The following is a 22737-nucleotide window of genomic DNA, read 5'->3' as shown; positions in this document are numbered from 1 at the left end:
CCTCTTACTTTAATGTGTACGCCTATGCTTTAATGGCTCCTACAAGCATCCCTTTCACAAAGTGCTTCTGCAGCAATGGAAATACGCACATAATGGGCAGCATCGATACGATAACCGCTGCCATCTTTAGACCTTCTGAGAATTGTTTATCTGTCTGTACATTCGATATATTTAATTGCTGACTAATTTGAGAATCGATAACGATTGACCTTAAGGCCAGCTGCAAAACAGTGAGGTCACCCTTGCGAATAAAGATCATCGCATTAAACCATTCATTCCAGCGGTCAACGGCATAGAATAGCGTCATTGTCGCGATAATGGGTAAGGATAAAGGCAAAATAATTTTGAATAGAATACGCCATTCTCCTGCCCCGTCGAGCTTAGCAGACTCCATTAACGAAATCGGGATTGTCGTGAAATTATTCATCATAATGATGAGATAGAACGAATTAATGCCATAAACTAGCACGACCGACCAGATTGTATTGATTAGTGATAATTCCTTCATGAGTAAGTACATCGGGATGATTCCACCAGAAAACAGCATCGTTAGCACGACAAAATAAATAAAAAACCTCTTGAAGGGAAACGAAGGTCGGCTAAGTCCATAAGCCATACTCGTCGTTAAAAACATATTGAGTGGCAAGCCTAACGTAAGGAGCAGCAGCGTTGTACGGTAGCCAGTCCATATCCGCCCGTCCTCGAACAAGGATTTGTAGTTTTCAAACGTAAACGACTTCGGAAACAACAGAATGGAAGACTTCAAATACTCCTGTTGGGTCACGAATGAGACGGCAACCACATTGAGAAACGGCAGGATGATCGCGACAGCAAAGCCTGTAAGCAGAATCGCTAACAATACATCCAGCATCTCAATTCTATTGTTCAATTTACTGCTGCTCGGCTTATGCGCCTGTGTCTGCTCAGACCTAATCTCTGTCATTGTTCACTTTCCTTTCTCTCGGTAGATCACTTTTATCTCTGTACTTTCACTTTCTTTTTCATAGATGGAAAGAGTCCTTCTGCCCCTAACCACTTACACACGCGGTCTGCAAACAGCAGAAGTGCAAAGTTTATAACTGATCGAAATAAACTGACTGCACTAGAGAAAGAAAAATCTGCGGCTGATTGGAAGGTGATGCGATAAATATACATATCCAAAATTTCGCCTGCCTTTGCTGTAGCTGCATTGCTAATATTAAAGATCTGATCGAAGCCCGAGTTCATTAGATTGCCTACGGTTAAAATCAGCATAACAACGATCGTGCTTTGGATCCCTGGAAGTGTAATATAGCGCATGATTTGCAGACGGGTCGCACCGTCAAGCTGTGCTGATTCATATTGCTCCGTATCAATGCCTGTAATCGCTGCCAAATAAATAATCATCGTCCAACCCGCTGATTTCCAGTTATCGGTGATATATAACAGCGGCCTAAAGATTTGAGTATTGCCAAGAAAGTTTACCGGATCTCCGCCTAATAAACGGATGATCCCATTAACCAGGCCCTGCATATCTAGTGAGTTTATAAGGACGCTGGAAACGATAATCCATGACAAAAAGTGGGGAAAGGTATAGACCGTCTGAATTGCTTTCTTGTACCTATTCATACGAAGTTCATTCAATAGAAGAGCTAATAGAATAGGAAAAGGAAACTGAAAAAGGATACGCCCAAGATTAATCCATAGCGTTCTCCAGACAGATTCTAGAAACGCAGGATCTCTAAATACATAGGTGAAATTCTCTAGTCCAATCCATGGGCTACCAAATATGCCAAGATTCGCTTTGTAGGTTTTGAACGCTAGTGACAAGCCGTACATCGGAACGTAGGCAAAGATCAGAAACCATATGACACCGGGAAGTATGAGGAAATAAATTTCCTTCGACTTCAGAACGCGACTAATCAAGGATGAATCATTCTTTACTACATGCGTATTTTCCATATTTAGCCCCTCTGAAATAAATTTTAATTCATTGGTAGAAACGCATTAGCAAGCATTCGCCAACTGCAGCAAACGTAATGTTTGCTACAGTTGGCGTAGTATTGGCATTATAGCTGACGTGCTTAGCAGCTAGTTCCCTAGTGTGGAATTAAGCTCATCAAGCACCGGCTGGATAATGGACATCTTAGAATCTACCCATTTTCTCCAATTCTCTTCTATATCCCCCGATTGCGTCACGATATTAGCATATTCGGTGTAATAGTCCATCTGAGCTCTTCTAAAGCTTGGAGAATCGTAGGCGAATAGCTCCCAATCGACTTTGGCGAATGAATCAGGCGTAGCAACTTGCGTTCTCTCCGTATACAGCTGCTTGGATAAGTCTCTTAACGACTTAGTCGTGTTCGGGTTGTCGAAGGCAAAGTCATCGAAAAGTATGGTGCTGCCTAGCAGATAACCCATCGATGGATACTTACCCGTAGCGCCGCCAAGCGGCTTGCCTTCCTTAGCTTGATCATAGAGTGATTTCACAGTTGTTCCATCACTTTCATACGCCCAGTCAACGTTTTCTATTCCCATATTAAGAATGGTATTTCCCTCTAATGTTGCATTGTAATCAAGAATATCCATATAGCGCTCGAATACTTCATCCTTAATATTCGGGCTGAATATGATGGCACCCCAGTAGTTGATCAGATCATATTGATGGTAATTGCCATCATCACCAAGAACAGTCGCCATCTGGATATTGTCATATGGATCCGTGCCTATATTTGCTTGAAAATCATCATAGAATTGCTGAAGTGCAGAGGTTGGAGCCTGGAAGAATGTAGCACCAGCAATGCCTTGCACGTTAAAGAAGGAGCCGTGCTCTTCATTCTTAACCGTATAGAAATCTTGGCTCATTAATCCTGAACGATAGGCTTCAGAGAATAGTTTTAGACCTTTAAGCGTGTCTTCTGATGCTCCACCCCATTTGTAGGTTCCGTCAGTGTCCTTGTAGAACTTGTTAAAATGGGTGCTGTTTCTTGCAACGAATAGATCTACAGCATGTGTCGTGTTCTCAGCAATAGGAATAAGCTTGTTCCCAGCATTTCCAGGGTCTTGTTCTTTAATGAGCTGAGCGAATTCCATAACTTCAGATGTCGTATAGGTAGTTTTGATTGGGAAGCCTACTGCTTCTGCCCAATCTTTACGAAGGAACAAGGATGGATGGTTCGGTAGAGGATCGCCAGGAAGATTGTTCATAAATCGTGCTCTCGGTATAAAGTAAGTGCCGCCAAAGGTCTGTTCCATTTGAGGGCCAATCGATGTTTTATCAAAAACAGCTGCTACGTTAGGCCAACGGGTCTTCCAGTCATCAGGAAACCTTTTGATCAGACCCTGTTCAACAAAGGAGGCAGCGTCAGCATGATTGTAGTTATATACAGCTACATCAGGCATATCTCCCGAGTTAATCCAGATACGAAGACGCTCACTCCAGTTATCCCAGTTTAATGCGGCTACATCCATTTCATAGTTGAATTTTTCAGAATAATACTGAGCTAAAGGATCTCCCTTCGTATAATCGAAGCCTTCTATTCCCTGTACTGAGGCATACGAGAACTTAACCTTTTTAGAGAGATCAGTTTGAGGCTTCCAGTTGCCATCATTATCTCCCTCACTGGCTTGTGGTGCGGGTGTAGAATTACTTTCACTGCTAGGCGTTACGCTTGGAGAATTGCTTTCATTTTTTGTGTTGTCACTGCATGCTGTAAAAACAAACATCATCATGGCCGTAATCAATACTAAACTTAAAGATTTGGCTAGTTTGTTCACGCTAGAGACACCCTTTCTTTTAACTTATTTATTATAACTTTTGCTCTTTGGATCAGAGCTCATGGTTATAACTTCGAGTAGGGTAAACTTACAGCAGCATTCTTTTGTACCTAGCGAAATTCAAAGTATTTCACTTAATTTAAAGCGCTTACATATTGATTCATGAGGATATAATAAATTATCAATTTATCCAAAACAATGACCTATTCTCTTGGATAATTGATCTATTCTTAGATTTTGAGAATTGAAAAATCAATGAATAGATCAATCGTCAACATTCGATATTATATTGTATCCGATTCGACATTATATGTGTGCTGCGCTACGTAAATGGTTTGGTTACAATTGCTGTTGTTCGGCGCTCCGAACATGGTTTGGTTACAATTGCTGTTGTTCCCAGATTTCAGCGCTCCACAAATGGTGAGGCTGCAATTGCTGTTCCCCTCTGATTTCTAGAAGGATAATTAAATTGTAGAAATCAGAGGGCAAAGGCAACCGCTTCGCTTTTAAGCTCTCACCATTTGCTCCGCTGGAGCGGTTGTGGGCGGTTGCTTTGATGCAATTAACTCTCCATTTACTTCGCTAGGGCAGTTGTGGGAGCCGTCCCTTGATGTGATCTACGCACCTTTTACTCCGCTGGGTTGATGTGTGGGTGTCGCTTTGACGTTATCACCGCACCATTTACTTCGCGTGGCATATTCCATCCTTCATAACAAAGAGGCTGTATCAAGGGTCTAATCCCTTGATACAGCCTCTATTTATCCAATCTTACCTTTATTATTCGATTACCCATTTACCATCAGGTAACGCATTAAGAGTCTATCTTTACGCTACAGATCTGCTAGTCGATAGCCTGCTCCTCTTACTGTAACGATATACTTTGGGTCGACTGCGCTATCCTCTAATTTCTTACGCAGGCTTTTGATGTGTACATCCACTACATTGCTGCCTGCATAGAACTGAAGTCCCCATATGATTTCGAGCAGCATTTCCCTAGTTTGAACGGAGCCGTCAGAGTTTAAGAAGTGCAGCAGCAGATCATATTCGGTTTTCGTCAGATCAATACGCTCATCTTCCCTCATGACGATCATGCGCTTCAAATCAATCTTCAAATCCTTATAGATATGAAGATCGTTGAAATGTGCATGACGCAGCTGGTTCTCTAGAAGATCATTGATGTGCTCGATTATTCCATCTACTGCGGATGGCCATAGCAATGTTTCCACTCCATCTAGCTCTTCATTAGCAAGATCACCGGCACGCTCATCACGCAAAGCAACAAGTGGGATTGGATAGCTTCTAGCAATGCGCAGCAGGGTCTGTTCACGCTGCTGCTCTGAATCGCTATGTTCGTCTTCCAATGGCAGTGTGTCATACACAATAAGCTCGGGCTTTAGTGCGGATAGCAAGCCTTCGTTGAACTCATGCAATGAAAATACATCAAAGCAAGCACTTGAGAGAGAAACGTACAAGCTCTCCAAGCGTTCCGGATAAGGGCTTATGATCATAACACGCTTCGTTAAGCTGCAAAGTTTTTTTGCTCCTGAGCTTGTCGCCGAAACTATTGCTTGTTCGTGCATTGCTCACACAACCCTTCCATTACAATATGGGGATGCTGAATGCTGTATCGGGTTTGCTCAGCAACCTGGTCGAGCCATGTCTGAGGAATGTCAACGAGCACCTCTTCTACCTTTCCACAGGATGTACATACAATATGCTGATGCTCCTCCGTACGAGCATCATATCGACTAACCGATTCGCCAAGCTTCAGCTCCTGAATAAGGTGTACCTCCGTCAAATAGCGTAACGAGTTATAAACTGTACCATAGGCAAAATTAAAGCCTTTCGCACGTAAACGTTCTATAATATCGGCTGCTGTCGGATGGTCATGTGATTCCTGAACAACCTCAAGAATCGCTCGACGCTGTACTGTTAAATTAATTTTTTGTGCCATAGCAATGCCGCCTTTCACAATATTAGATTTAGTATAAATCTAATATTAACTCCAGTCAATCTACAACAACTAATCCTCAGCGTTTCGACACCATTTCCCAGGAAATAGCACAAAGACTGCCTCTTTCTCTATATTAGATGAAAAGGGACAGTTTTCGTACAGGTTACAATATTGGACTAAGCAGCCTGGAAATAGACTCCTTGAATCGATTAAACCAAGGTCTATTCTCATATTCCTCTAGCGTTAGCAGATGCGAAACCTCCACATCCTCGTAGAAGATGCTCTCAAGTCTAGCTGCTACCTCTTTATTATAAATGAACGCATTCATCTCGAAATTCAGCTTAAAGCTTCGGATATCAAGGTTTGCTGTACCTACAGATGCCACTTTACGATCAACCACTAACGTTTTCGCATGTAGGAAGCCCGCTTTATACAAATGAACCTTTACCCCACAGGACAGTAATTCTCCAAGATATGATTGTGTTGCCCAAAACACAAAAAAGTGGTCAGGCTTACTTGGCAGCATCAGATGAACGTCCTTGCCTGATAATGCGGCTGTTCTTAGCGCGTTTAGCAAGCTGCTATCAGGGACGAAGTAAGGTGTTTGCAGCAAAACAGTCTCCTTTGCTGAGTAGATCATTTTAATGTAAGAATTTTTAATCTCCTGAAATTCGGAGTCAGGTCCGCTCGCAACAACCTGAATGCCAATCGGCTCACTGCATTCCATTGGCTGTTCTGGAAAGTACTTGGAATGATAGGCAAGGCTTAAATTCGATGCAATGTTCCAATCGATCATAAACTGTGCCTGCATCTGAAGAACAGCTTCACCTTGAATACGTAAATGCGTATCTCTCCATTTACCAAAATGCTTATTCAGTCCCAAATACTCATCGCCTATATTAAACCCGCCGATATAACCAATCTCTCCATCGATTACAACAAGCTTACGATGATTACGATAGTTAATTTTTATGTTAAGGTATGGGATCCGTGAAGGGAAAAATGCCGCCTCAAGCCCACCTGCCTCACGAAATTCCTTGAAAAACTTTTTTGGCAAATTCGAGCTCCCAATGTGATCATACAGGAAATGAACCTTGATTCCCTCTTTTGCCTTCGCCGTTAGTGCGCGCATCAATCTGCGACCAAGCTCATCATCACGAACGATATAATAGACGAGATGAATATGGTGCTTCGCACGACTTATATCTTCTATTAATGCATCGAATTTCTCATGGCCATCCGTATAGATATCGACCTGATTATGTGTCGTAAACAATGAAAATGCTGTCGACAAATTCATTGTAATTAGGTCAGTATATTCCTCCACCTCGGACCCGGCGAGATCAATTTCTCCACAATTAATGCGCCGATGCTGCTCTTTAATCATATCATTGATCATGCTCGGGTTAATGCCTAAAAGCTTTGTCAGCTTACGTTTTTTGAATTTCTGTCCGAGAATAAGATAAAGTACAAATCCAACAACCGGAATGAAAAATAATACCATAATCCAAGCCCATGTCGAGCTAATATTACGCCTTTCAAGAAAAATAATGGTTATAGCAAGAAATATATTAAGAATCATAACGATTAAATAAATCTGTTGCCATATAAGCATTCCCTATTCTCCTTCAACTAACGTACTTTTAATACTAGTTCAAAAAGTTCAGCCTTTAGTGCTACCTCGTGCCCATAGATGTCATCTCGAGCATTTCTATTAACGCTTGACTGGGCTTACTTGATAATACTCTTCTAATGTTAAGTCTTCTTCATCAATATGCTTAGCGAGCTCCACGCCAACATAGCGCAAATGCCAAGGCTCATATTTATAGCCTGTAATCTCCTGCTTGCCTTCTGGATAACGAATAATAAAACCATAGGCTGCTGCGTTGTTCTCGAGCCATATCGCTTCTGCTGTTCCTCCAAAGCAGTCCTGTGCTGCGCATTTGCCATCACTGCTCGTTACATCAATGGCTAAGCCTGTTTCATGCTCGCTAGTTCCTGGCTCCGCACTATAGGTTTTTGCCTTCTCATAACCATCCCGTTCTACATACCGGTTAAATAACGCCGTTTGTGTGCTGTGAGAGCGGTAAGCAGACACACCTGCTAGATAGATACCATCCACTTCTGCTGCTTCAAACATATGCTCAAGTGCCTCCGCCGCTTCCTGACGAAGCATGCGTTTTTCAATCTTCTCCTCGAATATAAAGCGAACATCCGGATAGACGAGATCATCAGGCTCATAATTATCTGGCAGCTTATAGTCTGGATTAACAATAACGCTAACACTTTTTGCATCTGTATCGGGCTCAATGTTAGGTGTAGCCGTTGGTGTACTCTCCTGGTCTGGATCAGGCGAATGTGACGGCTCTTCCACAACCTCACCGGAATTTTCTGGGTTATTTGTTAAGTTTTCATCAATATCTGAAACATTATCTGTTGTTTCTTCGTTTACATTAGTATCACTTGGTTGACTTACACTAATATCAGGTGCTTTTTGTTCTTCTTTTTGGTTAACAAATGTAACAATTAATACAATAAGTAGTGCGAGGGATAAAACAAGTAATAATAGTCTTCCTAATTTCATTCTAGAATTTCCTCCTTAAAGATGACCGTAAAGCTGAGCACGAGAAAGAAAAGTGAGGTGTTTTATAATAATAAAGAACACTCTGACTGATATGTGAGCAATTTACAGTTTTTTAGATTTTGACATTGAAACTTAATATTAGCATAATAGATAAGTAATTATATCATCTATGTAGCTTTCATGAATATATAAAGAGATACGAAGGGTAGGATGTACAGTGTTAAACGATAGCTACAAACGCCTTTTTAGTATGCAACCGATCTTGTTTTTTTCGTTCATTATGCTGCTAAAAAGTGCCTTAGCCTGGATGGTTATATTTGAGAATGGAATGTCCTGGACATTATTGCTTAAAGAGCTGCCATTCGCATTAATCATCTTCTGTTTTATCGAGGTATTCGCAAAAAAACGCAAAATTCTTTATTACTTGCTAGCGAACCTTCTAATGACAACCATTCTTTTTGCCGTCATTATGTATTACAAGTATTACGGAGTCATTGTAACATACTTTGCTCTAGCTCAAGTAAATCAAGTTACCGCAGTTAAAAATAGTGTGTTTTCCTTAATGGACCCTTATTTCTTGCTTATCTTTGTAGACGTTGTAATATTAGCCGCTCTACTTATTAAGAAGAAAGGCGATATCGATTGGAAAATGAAGGTCAACAGACCTAGCAGCAGAAAAGTTGCCTTAGCTGTTCTTACCGTTTCATTAATTGTGTGCCTGTTCAATATTGTACCGAACCGTGCAAGCATGAATGAAATTGTAAAAGCTGAGCAAATGGGTATTCTAAATTATGAAGCCTATATGATATTCTCCAGCAAAGAAACAGAATATGTCGAGCCTAATGAGATCTCGCAGCAAAAAATTAACGATATTAAAAAAATTATCCCTGTGGAGCAGCCTTTTCAATTTGGAACAGCTGCAGGTAAAAACGTCATTATGATCCAAATGGAATCATTCCAAAATTTCTTAGTCAATCTTTCTGTAGACGGTCAGGAGATTACACCGAATTTTAATAAGCTGGTTAATGAGCACTTTTACTTTAATAAGTTCTATCAGCAAGTAGGTCAAGGTAACACGTCTGATGCAGAGTATGTCGTCAACACATCACTCTACATTCCACCGCGCGGCGCTGCTACACAAATGTATGCTGATCGCGAGCTGCCTAGCTTACCAAAGCTGCTGGAAGAACACCAATATGACACTGCTACCTTCCATACCAACGTCGTTGAATTTTGGAATCGTGGCGAGCTGTATGAGTCACTAGGCTTTAATAATTATTATGATACCGAGTACTTTGGTGAAGAGGATACTGTATTCTTCGGTGCCTCTGACGATGTATTATACCGTAAAACACTTGATAAATTAGTGGAGATGGACGCAGCTGAAAATCCATTTTACGCTCATGTTATCTCTATGACAGCTCATCATCCTTACACATTGCCTGAGGATAAGCAATATATCACCTTGCCAGAACGCTTCCAAAAAACATTGGTTGGTGATTATCTAGTCGCTCAGCATTATGCAGATCAAGCACTTGGTGCTTTTATTGACGACATGAAGGAAAAAGGACTTTGGGACAACAGTCTAATTGTGCTTTATGGTGATCATCTTGGCTTACCGATTTATTCATTGAACTCAAATGAGCTAGCATTAATGGAAGAGATGTACGGTCGGGAGTATACGTACACCGATATGATTAATATTCCACTAGTTATCATTAATGAAGGAGTTACTGAGCCAAAGGTATTTGAGCAAACAGCTGGTCAGGTCGATATTACGCCTACTATTGCTAACCTGCTAGGTATTAGTATGGAAAATCAATTGCATTTTGGACAGGACATCTTCAATCAATATGAAAATCTACTGCCACAGCGCTATTATTTACCTACAGGCTCCTTCCTTACTAGCGAAGAGCTATTCCTATCAGGCAGCGGATACTCTGACGGCAAGCATTTCTCGTTATCTGGTACAAGTACAGAAAGCGGTACGGCAACGGAAGACGAGTTCCAACGCGCATTAGAGCTGCTGCAGCTGTCAGACAGCTACGTTAATAGCCTTCCTCTTAAAGACGGAGAAAAGGCTTCTAGCAAGTAGGAATTGTTGAATTACAACATTGCATGAGTGCTCCTCATGCAAAACAGCATATAAAAATGGGTGGTCTGCCATTTCAGCGTAAGCTGATGTAGTAGACCACCCATTTTATTTCATTGAGCGTATTTTTTTATTATCGATAAGGACGGTGGAGCTCATGATACAGCTCCTCCTCCGTCATAAACTCCACAATATCCTCATGCTTTGTCAGCATCGCATAGCCTAGCATTAGCTTAGTCATAGCTGCCTCTGGAGCCATTCCACTTAGTAATACGGCACCTGCCTCGAACAGCTTAGCTGTCGAAGCATAGTGGACATCCTCTGCACGTTTAGCGGGGGTGAGAAATACATCAATCCCCTCGTTAAGGCATCTTCGGATAAAGACAGGCAATGAATACGGTCCGCTATCTAACGAGCAGGCTGTTGCAGAATGGTATAAATCATGCACGATCGCCTTTGGCTTCATGCTTCCCCATTGATACAGCTCATAGTTCAGTCCCGGATACGGCTTAATATACACAATCTGATCAGCAAGCTCCGTAATCCCCTCTATGCTTTGCGTCCAGCGATTAGATACTGGCATAAGCTGCTGCATCGCTGGATTGCGTGTATCTTCGGTCCATAACAGCTTTCCTTGCTTTAGCTGGCCGAGTGTAAGCTCATAAGGGCTGCGATACTGATCAGTAAAAGCTTCACACTGCATAAGACGAGTAGCTAAGTATAGCTGACTTTCTCCGCGATCATTCTCGTATACGACAAAAACACCAGGAGGAGCCTCTGTTTCAATCCATTGTACAGCCTCAGTAAAATTACGGAGGCCGTTAGCTCGCTCATCCTCAAGCGGGTAATTGCTTGCGATCAGCACAATGGGGATGTTCGTTTGGGCAAGCAAGTAACCGAGCATTGCAGCTGAGTAAGCTAGTGTATCTGAGCCATGCGTAACAATAATGCCTTTGTACTGCTCCTGTGGAATTTGCTTAATTTGCTCAGCAAGGCTAAGCCATTGCTGAGCAATTAAATTTTCACTTAATATATTGAGTGGCTGTATCGTATCAAATGTTGTCTGCAGGTCGTACTGCTCCTTAAATTGATCAATAATCATATAGGAACCAGAAGCACTTACATCAACTGCGCTTCCTTGCCTTGTACTTCCTATTGTTCCTCCTGTAAATACAACCATAATTTCATTCATGTTCGCTAATCCTCTACTTTCTACTAACAAATGGCCACCAATTGTATTTCCCGAACAGCTTAACAGCTACAGGTATAAACAATGGTAGCATAATTAGAGCATATAGGAAAAGTCCGCACAGCACGAGTGTTGCAATTTGAAGCAAGCTCATTACACCTGAAGGAAGCATCGCCGCAAACGTTCCGCCAAGTATAATGGCTGCGGACATAATAACGGAGCCCATGCTCTTCATCGCTTCATGAATTGCCACGGTAGGCTGCATATGAGCATTTTCCTTAAAGCGATCCATTAGGAAGATACTGTAGTCTACACCAAGAGCGATCAGCATAACAAAGCCGAAGAATGGAACGGCCCAGCTTACGCCAGATAGACCTGCAATATCTACGAAAATCAATTCTGTAATCGCAAGTGACGTGCTGTACGTAATTAATAAGGAAGCAACGACATAGATCGGAATGACGACAGAACGGAATAATAGCAATAAGATAATAAAAATACCGATCAGCATAAGTGTTACCGTTTTTGAATAATCTGCGCTGCTCATTTGCATCAGGTCATTATTCATACTCGTAACGCCTCCGAGCTGTACATCAGCTCCTTCATGTACAGTGCCAGCCAATTGATCCTTCACGACGATGGACAAGCCGTCGATGATCTCAATCGAAGAAATCGCGTAAGGGTTATCCTCCATAATGACATCAAACGTAATGAGCTTTCGATCATCGGACATATATTGATCAAGTACAGCAGCAAAGGCTTCGTCTGTAATAGCTTCCTCAGGCATATACCAGCCAGCAAGCTGCTTATCTGGTGACTCGACAAGCCCCTTCAAATAATTCTCTGCAGAGCCAAAGCCATCCGTTACCTGCTCAAGTCCATCCACGCTTAAGGCTAGCCCCTCGGTTAGCTGTACCAGCTGCTCTTGAATGCTTACAAAGCCTTCCTGCAGCTCCGCTCCACCTACCGCTATTCCATCTAGACCTTCAGCCAGCTGTGGTGCTTGAGCGCTGCCTTGAGCTGTGCCCGCTGCGAGCTGATCAAGTCCTTGTCGCAACGCACTCATTCCACCAGCAACCTGCTTCATGCCTTCAGAGAAAGCTTTCTGACCTGCACTAGCCTCTGCTAATGCCGTATTAGCTGTTGCAAATCCACTCAGCATGCCAGCTAGCCCTTGGTTTAGCTCTGCAATCGCAGCATGTAATGCTGTTGCTCCAGCTGCTAGCTGTTCAATCGAAGCAGAAAGTGAAATATACGTTGGATCATCGGCAAGCTCAGGGTACTGCTGCTGCAAGGCTTTCATTCCTTGATCCACACCAGACAGCCCTGTTGCAAGCGTCGCCTGCTGCTCAGCAATCGCAGCATAGCCTTTCGATAGCTGCTCTCCGCCAGCATATAGCTCATTATAGCCCTGTAATAGCTCATCACTCGCTGATGCTAGCTTCAATGCATTCTGTTCAAGCTCCTTCAATCCCGCTTCCAGCTGCTTAGCAGACAATGCACCTTGCTTCATTCCCGAGCTAATCTCCGATAAACCGTCAGATAGCTTATTCACTCCATCTTGCAGCTGCTTGCTACCAGAAACTAGCTGCTCAGCTCCATCGATGGCAGCATTAAGCTGTGGTGTATTTTCCGCTAATGCCTGTTCAGCTTCAGCTAATCCATCTCTTATCTCAAGCAAGCCATCCTGTCCTTGTGAAAGACCTTCTTCAAGCTGACCGACCTGATCGGTAACGAGGAAGTCCTCCAACGGTTCACCTAGCGGCCGAGTGGCACTACGCACAGTTGCGACGCCATCCTGCTCCAGCAAAGCACGAGATGCCTTTTCAATGACAGCCATGCCCTCAGAGGTGTCGAATGGCTGCTCGCTCTTGATGACGACCGTTGTAGGCATGGCTTCACCAGGTCCAAAGTTGTTAGCGATAAGATTGAAGCCTTTAACCGAATCGTATTTCTCACCAATTTCATCAAGTGAGTTATAGGAAACAAGATCATCCTTCGTTAATAACAGTGGTACGATAATGATTGCTACAATTAATAAAGCCGCCATTGGGCGTTTCAGTGAAAATGCACCAACTTTATCCCATAGCTTACTTTTACCGTGCTCCAGCTTTCCTTTGGCAGGCCAAAACAGCTTATTGCCGAGTGAATATAGGAAGAAAGGAACAACGGTGTATAGTGCGATCAGCATGACAGCTATCCCTACAGCTACTGCAACGGCAGAGCGATACAATATAAATGTCGAGAAGCCAATCGCACTGAAGCCTACCAGCACAGCAATACCTGATACAAGCACTGTTTTTCCAGCCGTGCGATACGTCGTTAGAATGGCTTCTTGTTTATCCTCATGCTTACTGAGCTCTTCCTTGTACCTGCTAATTAACAGGATGCAATAGTCCGTTCCAATCCCGAACAAGACCGCCATCATGAAGATTTGTGTGAAGGTAGACAGCGGAAAATCAACGGTATCTGCAAGAAACGCAACAATGGATTGCGATACGATATAAGATAGGCCAACCGTTAATAATGGCACAATCGGCGCAACTGCCGAGCGGAAGACTAAAAATAGTACGATAAGAATAAAGCCAACGGTAATGAGCTCCGTGCGCTTTAAGCCTTCCTCTGAGCTGAGCAGAACATCCTGACTAATAAGCCAGCTACCGGTGTAATAATGCTCTATCTCGATAGACGCTAACGCTTCATAGAGCTGGTCTATCGCTTGATCTACTTCTCTGCCATTCATCTGTACATCTAGCAGCACAATCGCCGTTGACTCATCAGGAGCAAGCATCTGCTCCTTCAATTCCTCATTGTCGAAGTAAGAGGTAATCGATGCAATGCCCAGCTGCTCCTTATTCTCTTCCAGCAGAGCAAGAGCCGATTGTATTTCCTCTTGCTGCTCAGCTGTTAATCCACCCTCCTGATGGAACACGAGGGCTGTAGAATTGCCTGATCCAGAGTCGCTGCTCTTCTCCTCTATCAGCTTGGCTGCTAGAGATGATGAATATTGCTCGGGCACTGTAATTTCGCCTTTTTCTCTAACGAGTGACGCAAGATTAGGTGCTGCAATAAACAGCCCAACGGCAGCGACAATCCATACTGCTATAACGATCCATCTAAATTTCAAAATCCCTTTCAAGCAAATGCCTCCTATTCTAAATCCATCATTAGCACTTCTGAGATATGCTCCAGCACAGCTATATATTCAAACGCTTTAGCTTCCCCGATCTTACTTATATAAGGCTCAATAATATGATAAATCGTTTCTTCTATACGGCTGTGCTGTCGATCGCCTTCCTCCGTAAGTGATAAATATACGACTCTCCGATCTTCTTGACTTGGAGTTCTCACAACATAACCTTTATTAACCATGCGGCTAATAATCGATGTGATCGTACTTTTCCCTACACAAAGCAAATCGGCCAATTCCGATGAGCTAACATCGTTATTACGCTTTAAGTAGCGTAATATAAACAGCTGCTCTGGCGTAATATCATTAGGTAGCCCTTCCTTGACTTTACTGCTTAATCTACGATTAATCATATACGTCGCTCGTTCATAGCGCTCGACAATCTCTGTCATCCTCTCATTAGCCATACCAACACCTCCCCACAAAATAGTTCTATGATGAAACTATTCTATCATCAAATAGTTTGGTCATAGAACTACTTTTACCTAAATTTCACAATTCATTCACAACTGCTTCCCACAAAAAAAGGAGCTGCAATCGAAACGAACGATTGCAGCTCCTAAGCCTTACCACATACCTACATCTATACCTATTCTTATACTCCTGCATTTCCATGCCTGTTATATCTGTCTTATTATCATATCTTTATCTATATCTATATCTTTATCTGCTTCTATACCTATGCCATTGCTATCTAATTATGCCGTTATTGCCCCAGTACCAGCCTGAAGCTGATACATGAGATAGTACTTACCTCTCTGTTCCATAAGCTGATCGTGATTACCACGTTCAACAATAACTCCGCGATCCAATACTAAAATTTGATCAGCTGCACGTATCGTCGATAAGCGATGAGCAATAACAAAGGTTGTGCGTCCTCGCTTCAGCACCTCGAGCGCCGCTTGAATGACAGACTCTGTCTCTGTATCAATACTTGCCGTCGCTTCGTCCAAAATAAGAATAGCCGGATCATAAGCAAGCGCTCTAGCAAAGGATATGAGCTGACGTTGACCAGCTGACAGCGTGCTACCTTTCTCAATGACCTCTGTATCAATGCCTTTCGGCAGCTGCATAAACATGTCATATGCGCCTACATCCTTCAGTGCCTGAATAACACGCTCCCTTGATATCTCCTCATTATTTAAGCTGACATTAGATGCGATGGTCCCTGTAAACAAGAACGGATCCTGCAGAACAATGCCCATATGCTTACGAATTTGCTGCTTAGAAAAGCTGCGCAGATCAACACCATCAATCGTTATACGGCCTTCCTCTATATCATAAAAGCGGAACAGTAAATTCAGAATTGAGCTTTTTCCAGAACCAGTATGACCAACGAGTGCAATCGTCTCCCCTTGCTTAGCGGAAAACTGAATATTTTTTAGAACATATTCCTTTTCCTTGTATGCAAAGGACACGTTCTCAAAGGCAACATCCCCACGATAACGAGGCATAGGCTGATCATCAACCTCCATACCAGGCTCATCCATAAGCTTGAATACACGTTCTGCAGATACTCTCGCTACCTCCAAATTAGATAGCTGATTAACAATGCCCACGATAGGGTTAAACATCCGATTCAAATAATCAATATAAGCAAACAGTAAGCCAACTGTAATAGCCGCTCCGAGCTGATTCGTAAAAAACAGCACAAGAATGACCGCATAAATTAAGTTGCGCAGTACGTTCAGCAAATTATGAGAGGTCCACGAATTTAAGCTGAGCATTTTATTTTGGTATTTGAAGTAATACGAATTGAGCTCATCAAATTCCTTCTCCATCGCTTTTTCTTTGCGAAAGGCTTGAATAATGGACATCCCTTGAATCGACTCGTTAACTGTGCCGTTAATCTCACTAAGCTTCGCTCTTAGCACTCGATTGTATTTGGAAGCAAAGCGCCGATAGATGTAGATCCATAGCATCAAAATCGGAATTAATGGCAATGTGATGAAGCCAAGCGTCGGATTCATAGCGAATATTGCAGCATAGATTGCTACAATATAGACCAAACCCATGCTGAAGTTAGCAATAACACCGACATACAGCTCTCTAATCGCTTCCGTATCATTCGTTACACGAGAGACAATCTGCCCTGCTGCGTAATGATCATAGTATTTAACCGGCAGCTTTTGGGTGTGCGCATAAACATCATGTCGAAGCTTCTGAACAATGCGATTCGCTGCTGTCTGCAGCAAAATGCGCTGAGAGTATACAAAAATGGCTGCCACTGCAAGCAATACTAAGTAAATCGCTGACAAACGTAGAATAGATGGAATTTCTGGCTTGTAAAATTGATACAGCTCTTCCTTCGTCAACAGGGTGGCTTGCTCACTATTGTCTCCTTCATTCACGAGATAAAAACGTAAACCTTGCTGCTCAAATTCCATGCTACCTAGCACAGCTGTACTCGGATTAAGCTTATCCTCACGTACAAGCCATTGCTCCTTATATGGAACAGCCTCAGCCGTCCCTTCTTCTACGTAATACCACGTTTTATTGATACCTGTAATATGTTCATCGATCATCTTTTTCGCAAGTAATGGTCCCATTACCTCAGCACTAACTGCAATAATTAAAAATATAAGTGCAACGATAATCGTCTTTTTATAGAGTAAACCATACTGCAGCAATCGCTTTCCTGTCTTTATCGTTCGATCTGGCTGCTGTACTTGCTCTGTCTCTATCGTCATGCTTCTCACCTCTCTATTTTAACCGCGTTAACTATGAGCTTAGCTCGAGCTCGATCTGCTGACGATCATATTGCTCCTTATACCAGCCATCACGCTTCAGCAGCTGCTCATGCGTTCCTTCTTCAGCAATTACACCATCTTCCATCACTACAATCCAATCTGCGTGCTGGACGGCCGATAAGCGGTGTGTCGTAATTATCGTCGTTTTGTGCTGTCGCTCATGCTTAATGCCCTCAATAATTTCTATTTCTGTTTTTGCATCTACAGCCGATAGTGCGTCATCCAGCAGCAGTATTTCAGGATTTGCAATTAATGCCCGCGCAATGCTCACACGCTGCTTCTGACCACCGGACAATGCAACACCACGCTCTCCAACCATCGTCTCTAAGCCCTCAGGCAAAAACTGAATATCTTTGGCGAACGAAGCCCGTTCAAGCGCACGCTGAAGCTGCTCTTCGGTCGCATCTGCTTTACCAAACAATATATTGCTGCGTATTGAACGTGAGAACAAAAACGGCTGCTGAGGCACGTAGCCGACATATCCGATTGCGTCATTCAGTTTCAGCTCGTCAATGCTATGTTCCCCAAGCTTTAATGTTCCTTGGCCTAGTGGATATTCACGCAGCAGCTGCTTCAGTATCGTCGTTTTACCACTACCTGTTTTTCCGACAATGCCGAGCGTCTGTCCTTGCTTAATGCGTATGTTAAGCGCACTTAAGTTTTCATTAGATGAGCTTGGATATTGGAAAGAATATCGCTCAAACGCGACTTGAGAAGGACTGTGCTTCTCCACTGTATTCTTCTTATCCTCTACATCTGCCTTGCTTGCTAGCGTTTCATTGACACGGTCGAGAGAGGCGTTGCCTCGCTGCATAATATTGATGAGCTCCCCCATCGCGATCATCGGCCAAATGAGCATCCCTAAAAACATATTGAATGTCACAAGCTGACCAAGCGTCAGCTCACTATTGAACACAAGATAGGCGCCGTAGCCAATTCCAATTAAATAGCTGATCCCAACAATTACTTTAATCGCAGGCTCAAACAGTGCATCGATTCTTACAACTGCTAAGTTTTTCTCAAGCACTTCCTGCGTCTTCGCTTGAAACTTTTGCTCACTTGCTTTTTCCTGAACGAAGGCACGAAGCACTCGAACGCCAGAGACAGACTCCAGTACATCATCATTCAGCTCACCAAAAGCATCCTGAGCTGCCATAAAGCGCTGATGAATTTTCTTACCAAAGATCGACAGTACCAGCGCAATGATCGGCAATGGTAGTAATGCTGCAAGTGTCAGCTTCCAGCTAATCGCTACGCTCATCATAACAACGATGCTGATCATAAATATGGTTGAATCGAATAGCGTCAAGATTCCGAAGCCGGCCGTATTCGATACCGCACCAAGATCATTCGTTGCTCGAGCCATTAAATCTCCTGTACGATTTCGCTCGTAGAAGGAAGGCTTCATTCGTAAAAAATGTGACATTAGATTAGTGCGTAGTATGCGTTCCAGCACGAATGCTGCACCAAACAGCATGTAATGCCAAATATAATTGATGCCATAGGCAACGATCGTCACGACAACCCAGCCAATGATCATCCACCGGAATTGTACCGACGAAAACTGACCCTGTTGGATACCGTCAATAACAACACCAATTAGCCACGGTGGAAGCAGGTCGACTAAGCCTGCAAAAAACAGCAAGCTAATCGCCAGCGTATATCGTTTCCACTCCAGCTTGAAAAACCATCCTAGTTTTTTTAATACATTCATCATGTTGCTTAACAACCCCTCGTTATTAACGATTTCAATAGAGCACACAAAAAAGAGCATGCCTGCGTAGACATGCTCTTCCTCACACGGGTATTAGATCACAAAGATGCGAAACTAAGCCCATTATGCGAAAAAAAAGGCGCATGACTACGTTACGTAATCATGCGCCGTATGTACTTAACTATACGTTACGGGCACGGATTACGTCATGATGTTGAAACAAGCCTGTTAAAACCATATTGCCAAACTGAACCAAGCTAATCATACGTAACCCTCCTCTCATAATGTTAAAATATGTTACAACAATATCATTGGATAAACCTCCTTGTCAATCAATAAAATGTAAAAATTAAAATTGAAGGATTCAACAACTTACTTATGTATAGCTAATAACCTAATAGCTATTCACTATATTTTCTTATTGTCAATCCAGTATCGTCTAACTTATACTTACTATAATTTGATGTATTTTGTCGATATTTGTCTAAAAACACGTTGTGTTACTTATATTAAAGCCGGAGGGCTAATCATTGTCTATCCGAATTAAATTATCATTAGCTATCTCTCTCATCGTTACGGCAGTACTTATTCTCAATGTTGTATTCTCGCAAATTAATGCGGTTCGTGTACAGAATGAAAACATTGAACAGCAGGTTACCAATATTGCCAAACAGCTCGCTGTTTCTATAGAGCTTATTGAAACTACGAATCGCAGCATCGAGAATGAGCTCGCTCATCGCCTTAAAGCGGCAGCAATAGCTGCAGAGCAGCTGCTTGATCCAGATATCTCTAACCTTTCCAATGAACTTCTAAAGCAAGTGAGAAATCAAGTAGGGGTTACAGATATTACATTATGGGTGCTAGAGGATAACGAGCTAGTTACTGTATTATCCTCTAATCCAGATGAAATTAATTTAAGATCAAAAACATGGGACTATTGGGATATAGCATTGAAGGATGTCATGCACTTACGTCCTGTCTCTGTTGATCAAGGACAGCACTCTACAAATTTCTATTCAGGTCCAGTTAACTTTGCAGTTTCAGATCCTACTAAGGTAAACAAATGGGGATATTATTACTCAGGCAAAACAAACTACATGATTAATACGATGATCAACACGGATCTTTCCTTCTCAAATGGCTATATTAACGGAAAAGAAACGATTGTGAAGGAGCTTATTAAAGAGAATGAAAACCTGTTAGAAATTACTGCATTCGATCCGGAGTTCTTTGGCAAAGAGAAAATCATTAAGCTCAAGCAAGGGCAGCCTATTTACAATCTTGATGTGCGTGATGTGATGTTCGGCTCCTACAGCTACAGCAATGTTGAAAAAGATTTGAAGCTGGTCAATCAGGCCGTGTCCACCAATCAGTTTCAATCTTCAACATTTGAACATAACGATCAGCAGCTTGTTCGCACCTTCATTCCAATTACAGGTAGCAAACCATATATTATAAGCTTAGTCCTCGATAAAGAGTCGATGCTATCTAGTACGACGAAGCAGCTGCTTGACCATACGATGATCAGCATCGTGCTGCTGCTTATTACGATCGTAGGGAGCTATCTAATAGCAGAGCTGCTTACTGCACCGTTGACTAAAATTATGGTTAAGGTTAACGCGATCTCGATGAATCAATTCAATACGCCGTTAGAGCACAGAAGTAAGGATGAGCTCGGCTTGCTTGCCTCACAGGTTAACACGATGGGCAGCAATCTGTACCATTATACCGAAGAGCTAAAGAAAACAAACGATGAGCTGATGAGTACAAAACAATACTTGGAATCCTTCTTTAACCATACAAAGGATGCCATTCATATTATGGATCTCAACTTCAACATCATTCAGATGAATAGTGCATTTGAAGAAATGTTCGAATACAGCAGCGAAGAGCTTCTCGGTCAGCCATTGTTCCGCCACTCTGAGGAGCAGCAAAAGTCTTATAATATGCTGCTCATGCAAGTAATGGAAAACAACGGGATCTCTAGCTATGAAACCGTCATGTATACTAAGTCAGGACGCCCTGTAGACGTAAGTATTACACTGTCAGGGATTATTGATGAGTACGGGGATACCGTGGCTTTCGCTTCCATTACACGTAATATTACACAGCGCAAGCAAAACGAGGAGCTGCGTCGCAACAATGAAAAGCTCTCTGCAATCGGTCAAACGGCTGCCAGCATCGCACATGAAATTCGTAATCCGTTAACGACCGTTCAAGGATTTTTGTCGCTCAACAAAACGAAGGGGAATCTACCTGAGCAGCATATCGATCTCGTCATGCAGGAAATTCAACATATGGATTCAATCATTAGCCAGTTTCTAAGCATGTCCAAGCAGCAGATTGAGCACTGGTCACCTGTGTATATAGAACGATTAATTCGTGATATTGTTACTTTAATGAAGTCCTCTGGTAAGCTGAATAATATAAACTTCAAGCTAAAGGCAGTAGAGGCATTGCCACCAGTGCACGGCTCGGAGCAACATCTTAAGCAGGTATTCGTTAATCTAATTAAAAACAGTATTGAGGCTATGCCAGAGGGCGGAGAGCTCCTCATTCATATTGACCTGAGCACTGAGCCCAAGTCCATGACGATTACGATTCGAGACACTGGTATCGGCATCTCAGAGCAAGAGCTCAGCCATATATTTGACCCATTCTATACGAACAAAGAAGGCGGAACCGGCTTAGGCTTACTTGTTACTCAGCAAATAATTTCTAATCATCATGGCTCACTCAGCTTCTCGAGCGAGCTTGGAGTAGGCACGGCTGCAACCATTGTATTACCCATCTGATGCGTCGGTGCTTATGTCAAATAGTACAAATCAAATAAAAAATATACAAGCAGTAATTGACTTCATTAACAAATAGGAGAATAATAAAAGAAAAACTCTAATCATTTTGATCGTGTAATGCACTAGGAGGAATCATACATGAGCATTGTAAATCAGTTAATGGAATTCAATAAAGATTTTGTCGAGAATAAAGAGTATGAAAAATATATTACCGACAAATATCCAGAGAAAAAGATCGCCATCCTAACTTGTATGGATACTCGCTTGATGGAGCTGCTGCCAAAGGCGCTTAATCTTCGTAATGGTGATGCAAAATTCATTAAGAACGCTGGCGCTGTATTAACTCAGCCCTTCGGATCCGCGATGCGCAGTATTCTTGTAGCCGTATATGAGCTTCAAGCAAAAGAGGTCGTTGTTATTGGACATCACGGCTGTGGCATGACTAACCTAGATACACAAGGCATGGTACAAAAAATTGTTGAAGAAGGCGGCGTAGATCCGCTCGTTATTGAAACATTGGAGCGTTCCGGCATCCGTATGGAGAAGTTCCTAAGAGGCTTTACCGCACCGGAGCATGGTGTAATGCATAGCGTTAAGATGATCCGTAATCATCCGCTATTTCCTCAGCATGTGCCTGTGCACGGCTTTATTATGGACCCACTAACTGGAGCACTCGATCTGCTCGTTGAAGACTATCGAGAATAACGACAACA

At 42.5% G+C, this 22737-nt stretch carries 15 protein-coding genes; 3 read left to right on the top strand and 12 right to left on the bottom strand.

The window, feature by feature from the left end; all coding sequences use genetic code 11:
* Window positions 1-22 precede the first annotated feature (22 nt).
* The 7 genes from NSQ99_RS04255 to NSQ99_RS04225 all read right to left on the bottom strand — a co-directional run bounded on the left by NSQ99_RS04255 (window position 23) and on the right by NSQ99_RS04225 (window position 8294).
* Window positions 23-943: a carbohydrate ABC transporter permease gene (locus tag NSQ99_RS04255; RefSeq protein ID WP_251670630.1), complete on the bottom strand. Its 921-nt coding sequence runs from the start codon at window positions 941-943 to the stop codon at window positions 23-25.
* Window positions 944-975: 32 nt separating this feature from the next.
* On the bottom strand, window positions 976-1941 hold the full coding sequence (locus NSQ99_RS04250) for an ABC transporter permease (protein ID WP_251670632.1): 966 nt from the start codon (window positions 1939-1941) through the stop codon (window positions 976-978).
* Between the two features lie 129 nt (window positions 1942-2070).
* Complete coding sequence (locus NSQ99_RS04245) at window positions 2071-3756, bottom strand: ABC transporter substrate-binding protein (protein ID WP_340835287.1); 1686 nt, start codon at window positions 3754-3756, stop codon at window positions 2071-2073.
* An 830-nt stretch (window positions 3757-4586) separates the two neighbouring features.
* Complete coding sequence (locus NSQ99_RS04240) at window positions 4587-5336, bottom strand: response regulator transcription factor (RefSeq protein WP_340835286.1); 750 nt, start codon at window positions 5334-5336, stop codon at window positions 4587-4589.
* On the bottom strand, window positions 5318-5710 hold the full coding sequence (locus NSQ99_RS04235) for a Fur family transcriptional regulator (protein ID WP_251670639.1): 393 nt from the start codon (window positions 5708-5710) through the stop codon (window positions 5318-5320). Before NSQ99_RS04235 ends, NSQ99_RS04240 begins: the two co-directional genes overlap by 19 nt.
* 163 nt (window positions 5711-5873) lie before the next feature.
* Window positions 5874-7325, bottom strand: a complete 1452-nt coding sequence (gene cls, locus NSQ99_RS04230; protein WP_251670641.1) for a cardiolipin synthase — start codon at window positions 7323-7325, stop codon at window positions 5874-5876.
* A 99-nt stretch (window positions 7326-7424) separates the two neighbouring features.
* Window positions 7425-8294 (bottom strand): M15 family metallopeptidase, encoded by an 870-nt coding sequence (locus tag NSQ99_RS04225; protein ID WP_340835283.1) that lies wholly within the window; start codon window positions 8292-8294, stop codon window positions 7425-7427.
* 250 nt (window positions 8295-8544) lie between these two features.
* Between NSQ99_RS04225 and NSQ99_RS04220 the strand changes: the two genes are divergently transcribed.
* Window positions 8545-10389, top strand: a complete 1845-nt coding sequence (locus NSQ99_RS04220) for an LTA synthase family protein (protein ID WP_445670479.1) — start codon at window positions 8545-8547, stop codon at window positions 10387-10389.
* A 130-nt stretch (window positions 10390-10519) separates the two neighbouring features.
* On the opposite strand, the gene NSQ99_RS04215 is transcribed toward NSQ99_RS04220, so the two are convergent.
* The 5 genes from NSQ99_RS04215 to NSQ99_RS04195 form a co-directional block, all read right to left on the bottom strand.
* Window positions 10520-11578 (bottom strand): asparaginase, encoded by a 1059-nt coding sequence (locus NSQ99_RS04215; protein ID WP_340835280.1) that lies wholly within the window; start codon window positions 11576-11578, stop codon window positions 10520-10522.
* Between the two features lie 13 nt (window positions 11579-11591).
* On the bottom strand, window positions 11592-14714 hold the full coding sequence (locus NSQ99_RS04210; RefSeq protein WP_340835278.1) for an MMPL family transporter: 3123 nt from the start codon (window positions 14712-14714) through the stop codon (window positions 11592-11594).
* 11 nt (window positions 14715-14725) lie between these two features.
* A complete protein-coding gene (locus NSQ99_RS04205; protein WP_340835276.1) occupies window positions 14726-15172 on the bottom strand; it encodes a MarR family winged helix-turn-helix transcriptional regulator in 447 nt (148 codons plus the stop codon).
* A 291-nt stretch (window positions 15173-15463) separates the two neighbouring features.
* Window positions 15464-17455: an ABC transporter ATP-binding protein gene (locus tag NSQ99_RS04200; RefSeq protein WP_285855808.1), complete on the bottom strand. Its 1992-nt coding sequence runs from the start codon at window positions 17453-17455 to the stop codon at window positions 15464-15466.
* A 31-nt stretch (window positions 17456-17486) separates the two neighbouring features.
* Entirely contained in the window at window positions 17487-19232 is a 1746-nt protein-coding gene (locus NSQ99_RS04195; protein ID WP_340835273.1) for an ABC transporter ATP-binding protein, read from the bottom strand.
* Between the two features lie 527 nt (window positions 19233-19759).
* Between NSQ99_RS04195 and NSQ99_RS04190 the strand changes: the two genes are divergently transcribed.
* Both NSQ99_RS04190 and NSQ99_RS04185 read left to right on the top strand, forming a co-directional pair.
* Entirely contained in the window at window positions 19760-22024 is a 2265-nt protein-coding gene (locus tag NSQ99_RS04190) for an ATP-binding protein (protein ID WP_340835271.1), read from the top strand.
* Between the two features lie 138 nt (window positions 22025-22162).
* A complete protein-coding gene (locus tag NSQ99_RS04185) occupies window positions 22163-22729 on the top strand; it encodes a beta-class carbonic anhydrase (protein ID WP_251670655.1) in 567 nt (188 codons plus the stop codon).
* Window positions 22730-22737: the final 8 nt, after the last annotated feature.

This window comes from Paenibacillus sp. FSL W7-1287 (assembly GCF_038004245.1).
GTDB classification, from domain to species: Bacteria; Bacillota; Bacilli; order Paenibacillales; family Paenibacillaceae; genus Pristimantibacillus; species Pristimantibacillus camelliae.
The sequence above is the reverse complement of the archived record's forward strand: the minus strand, read 5'-3'. Positions and strand labels throughout refer to the sequence as shown.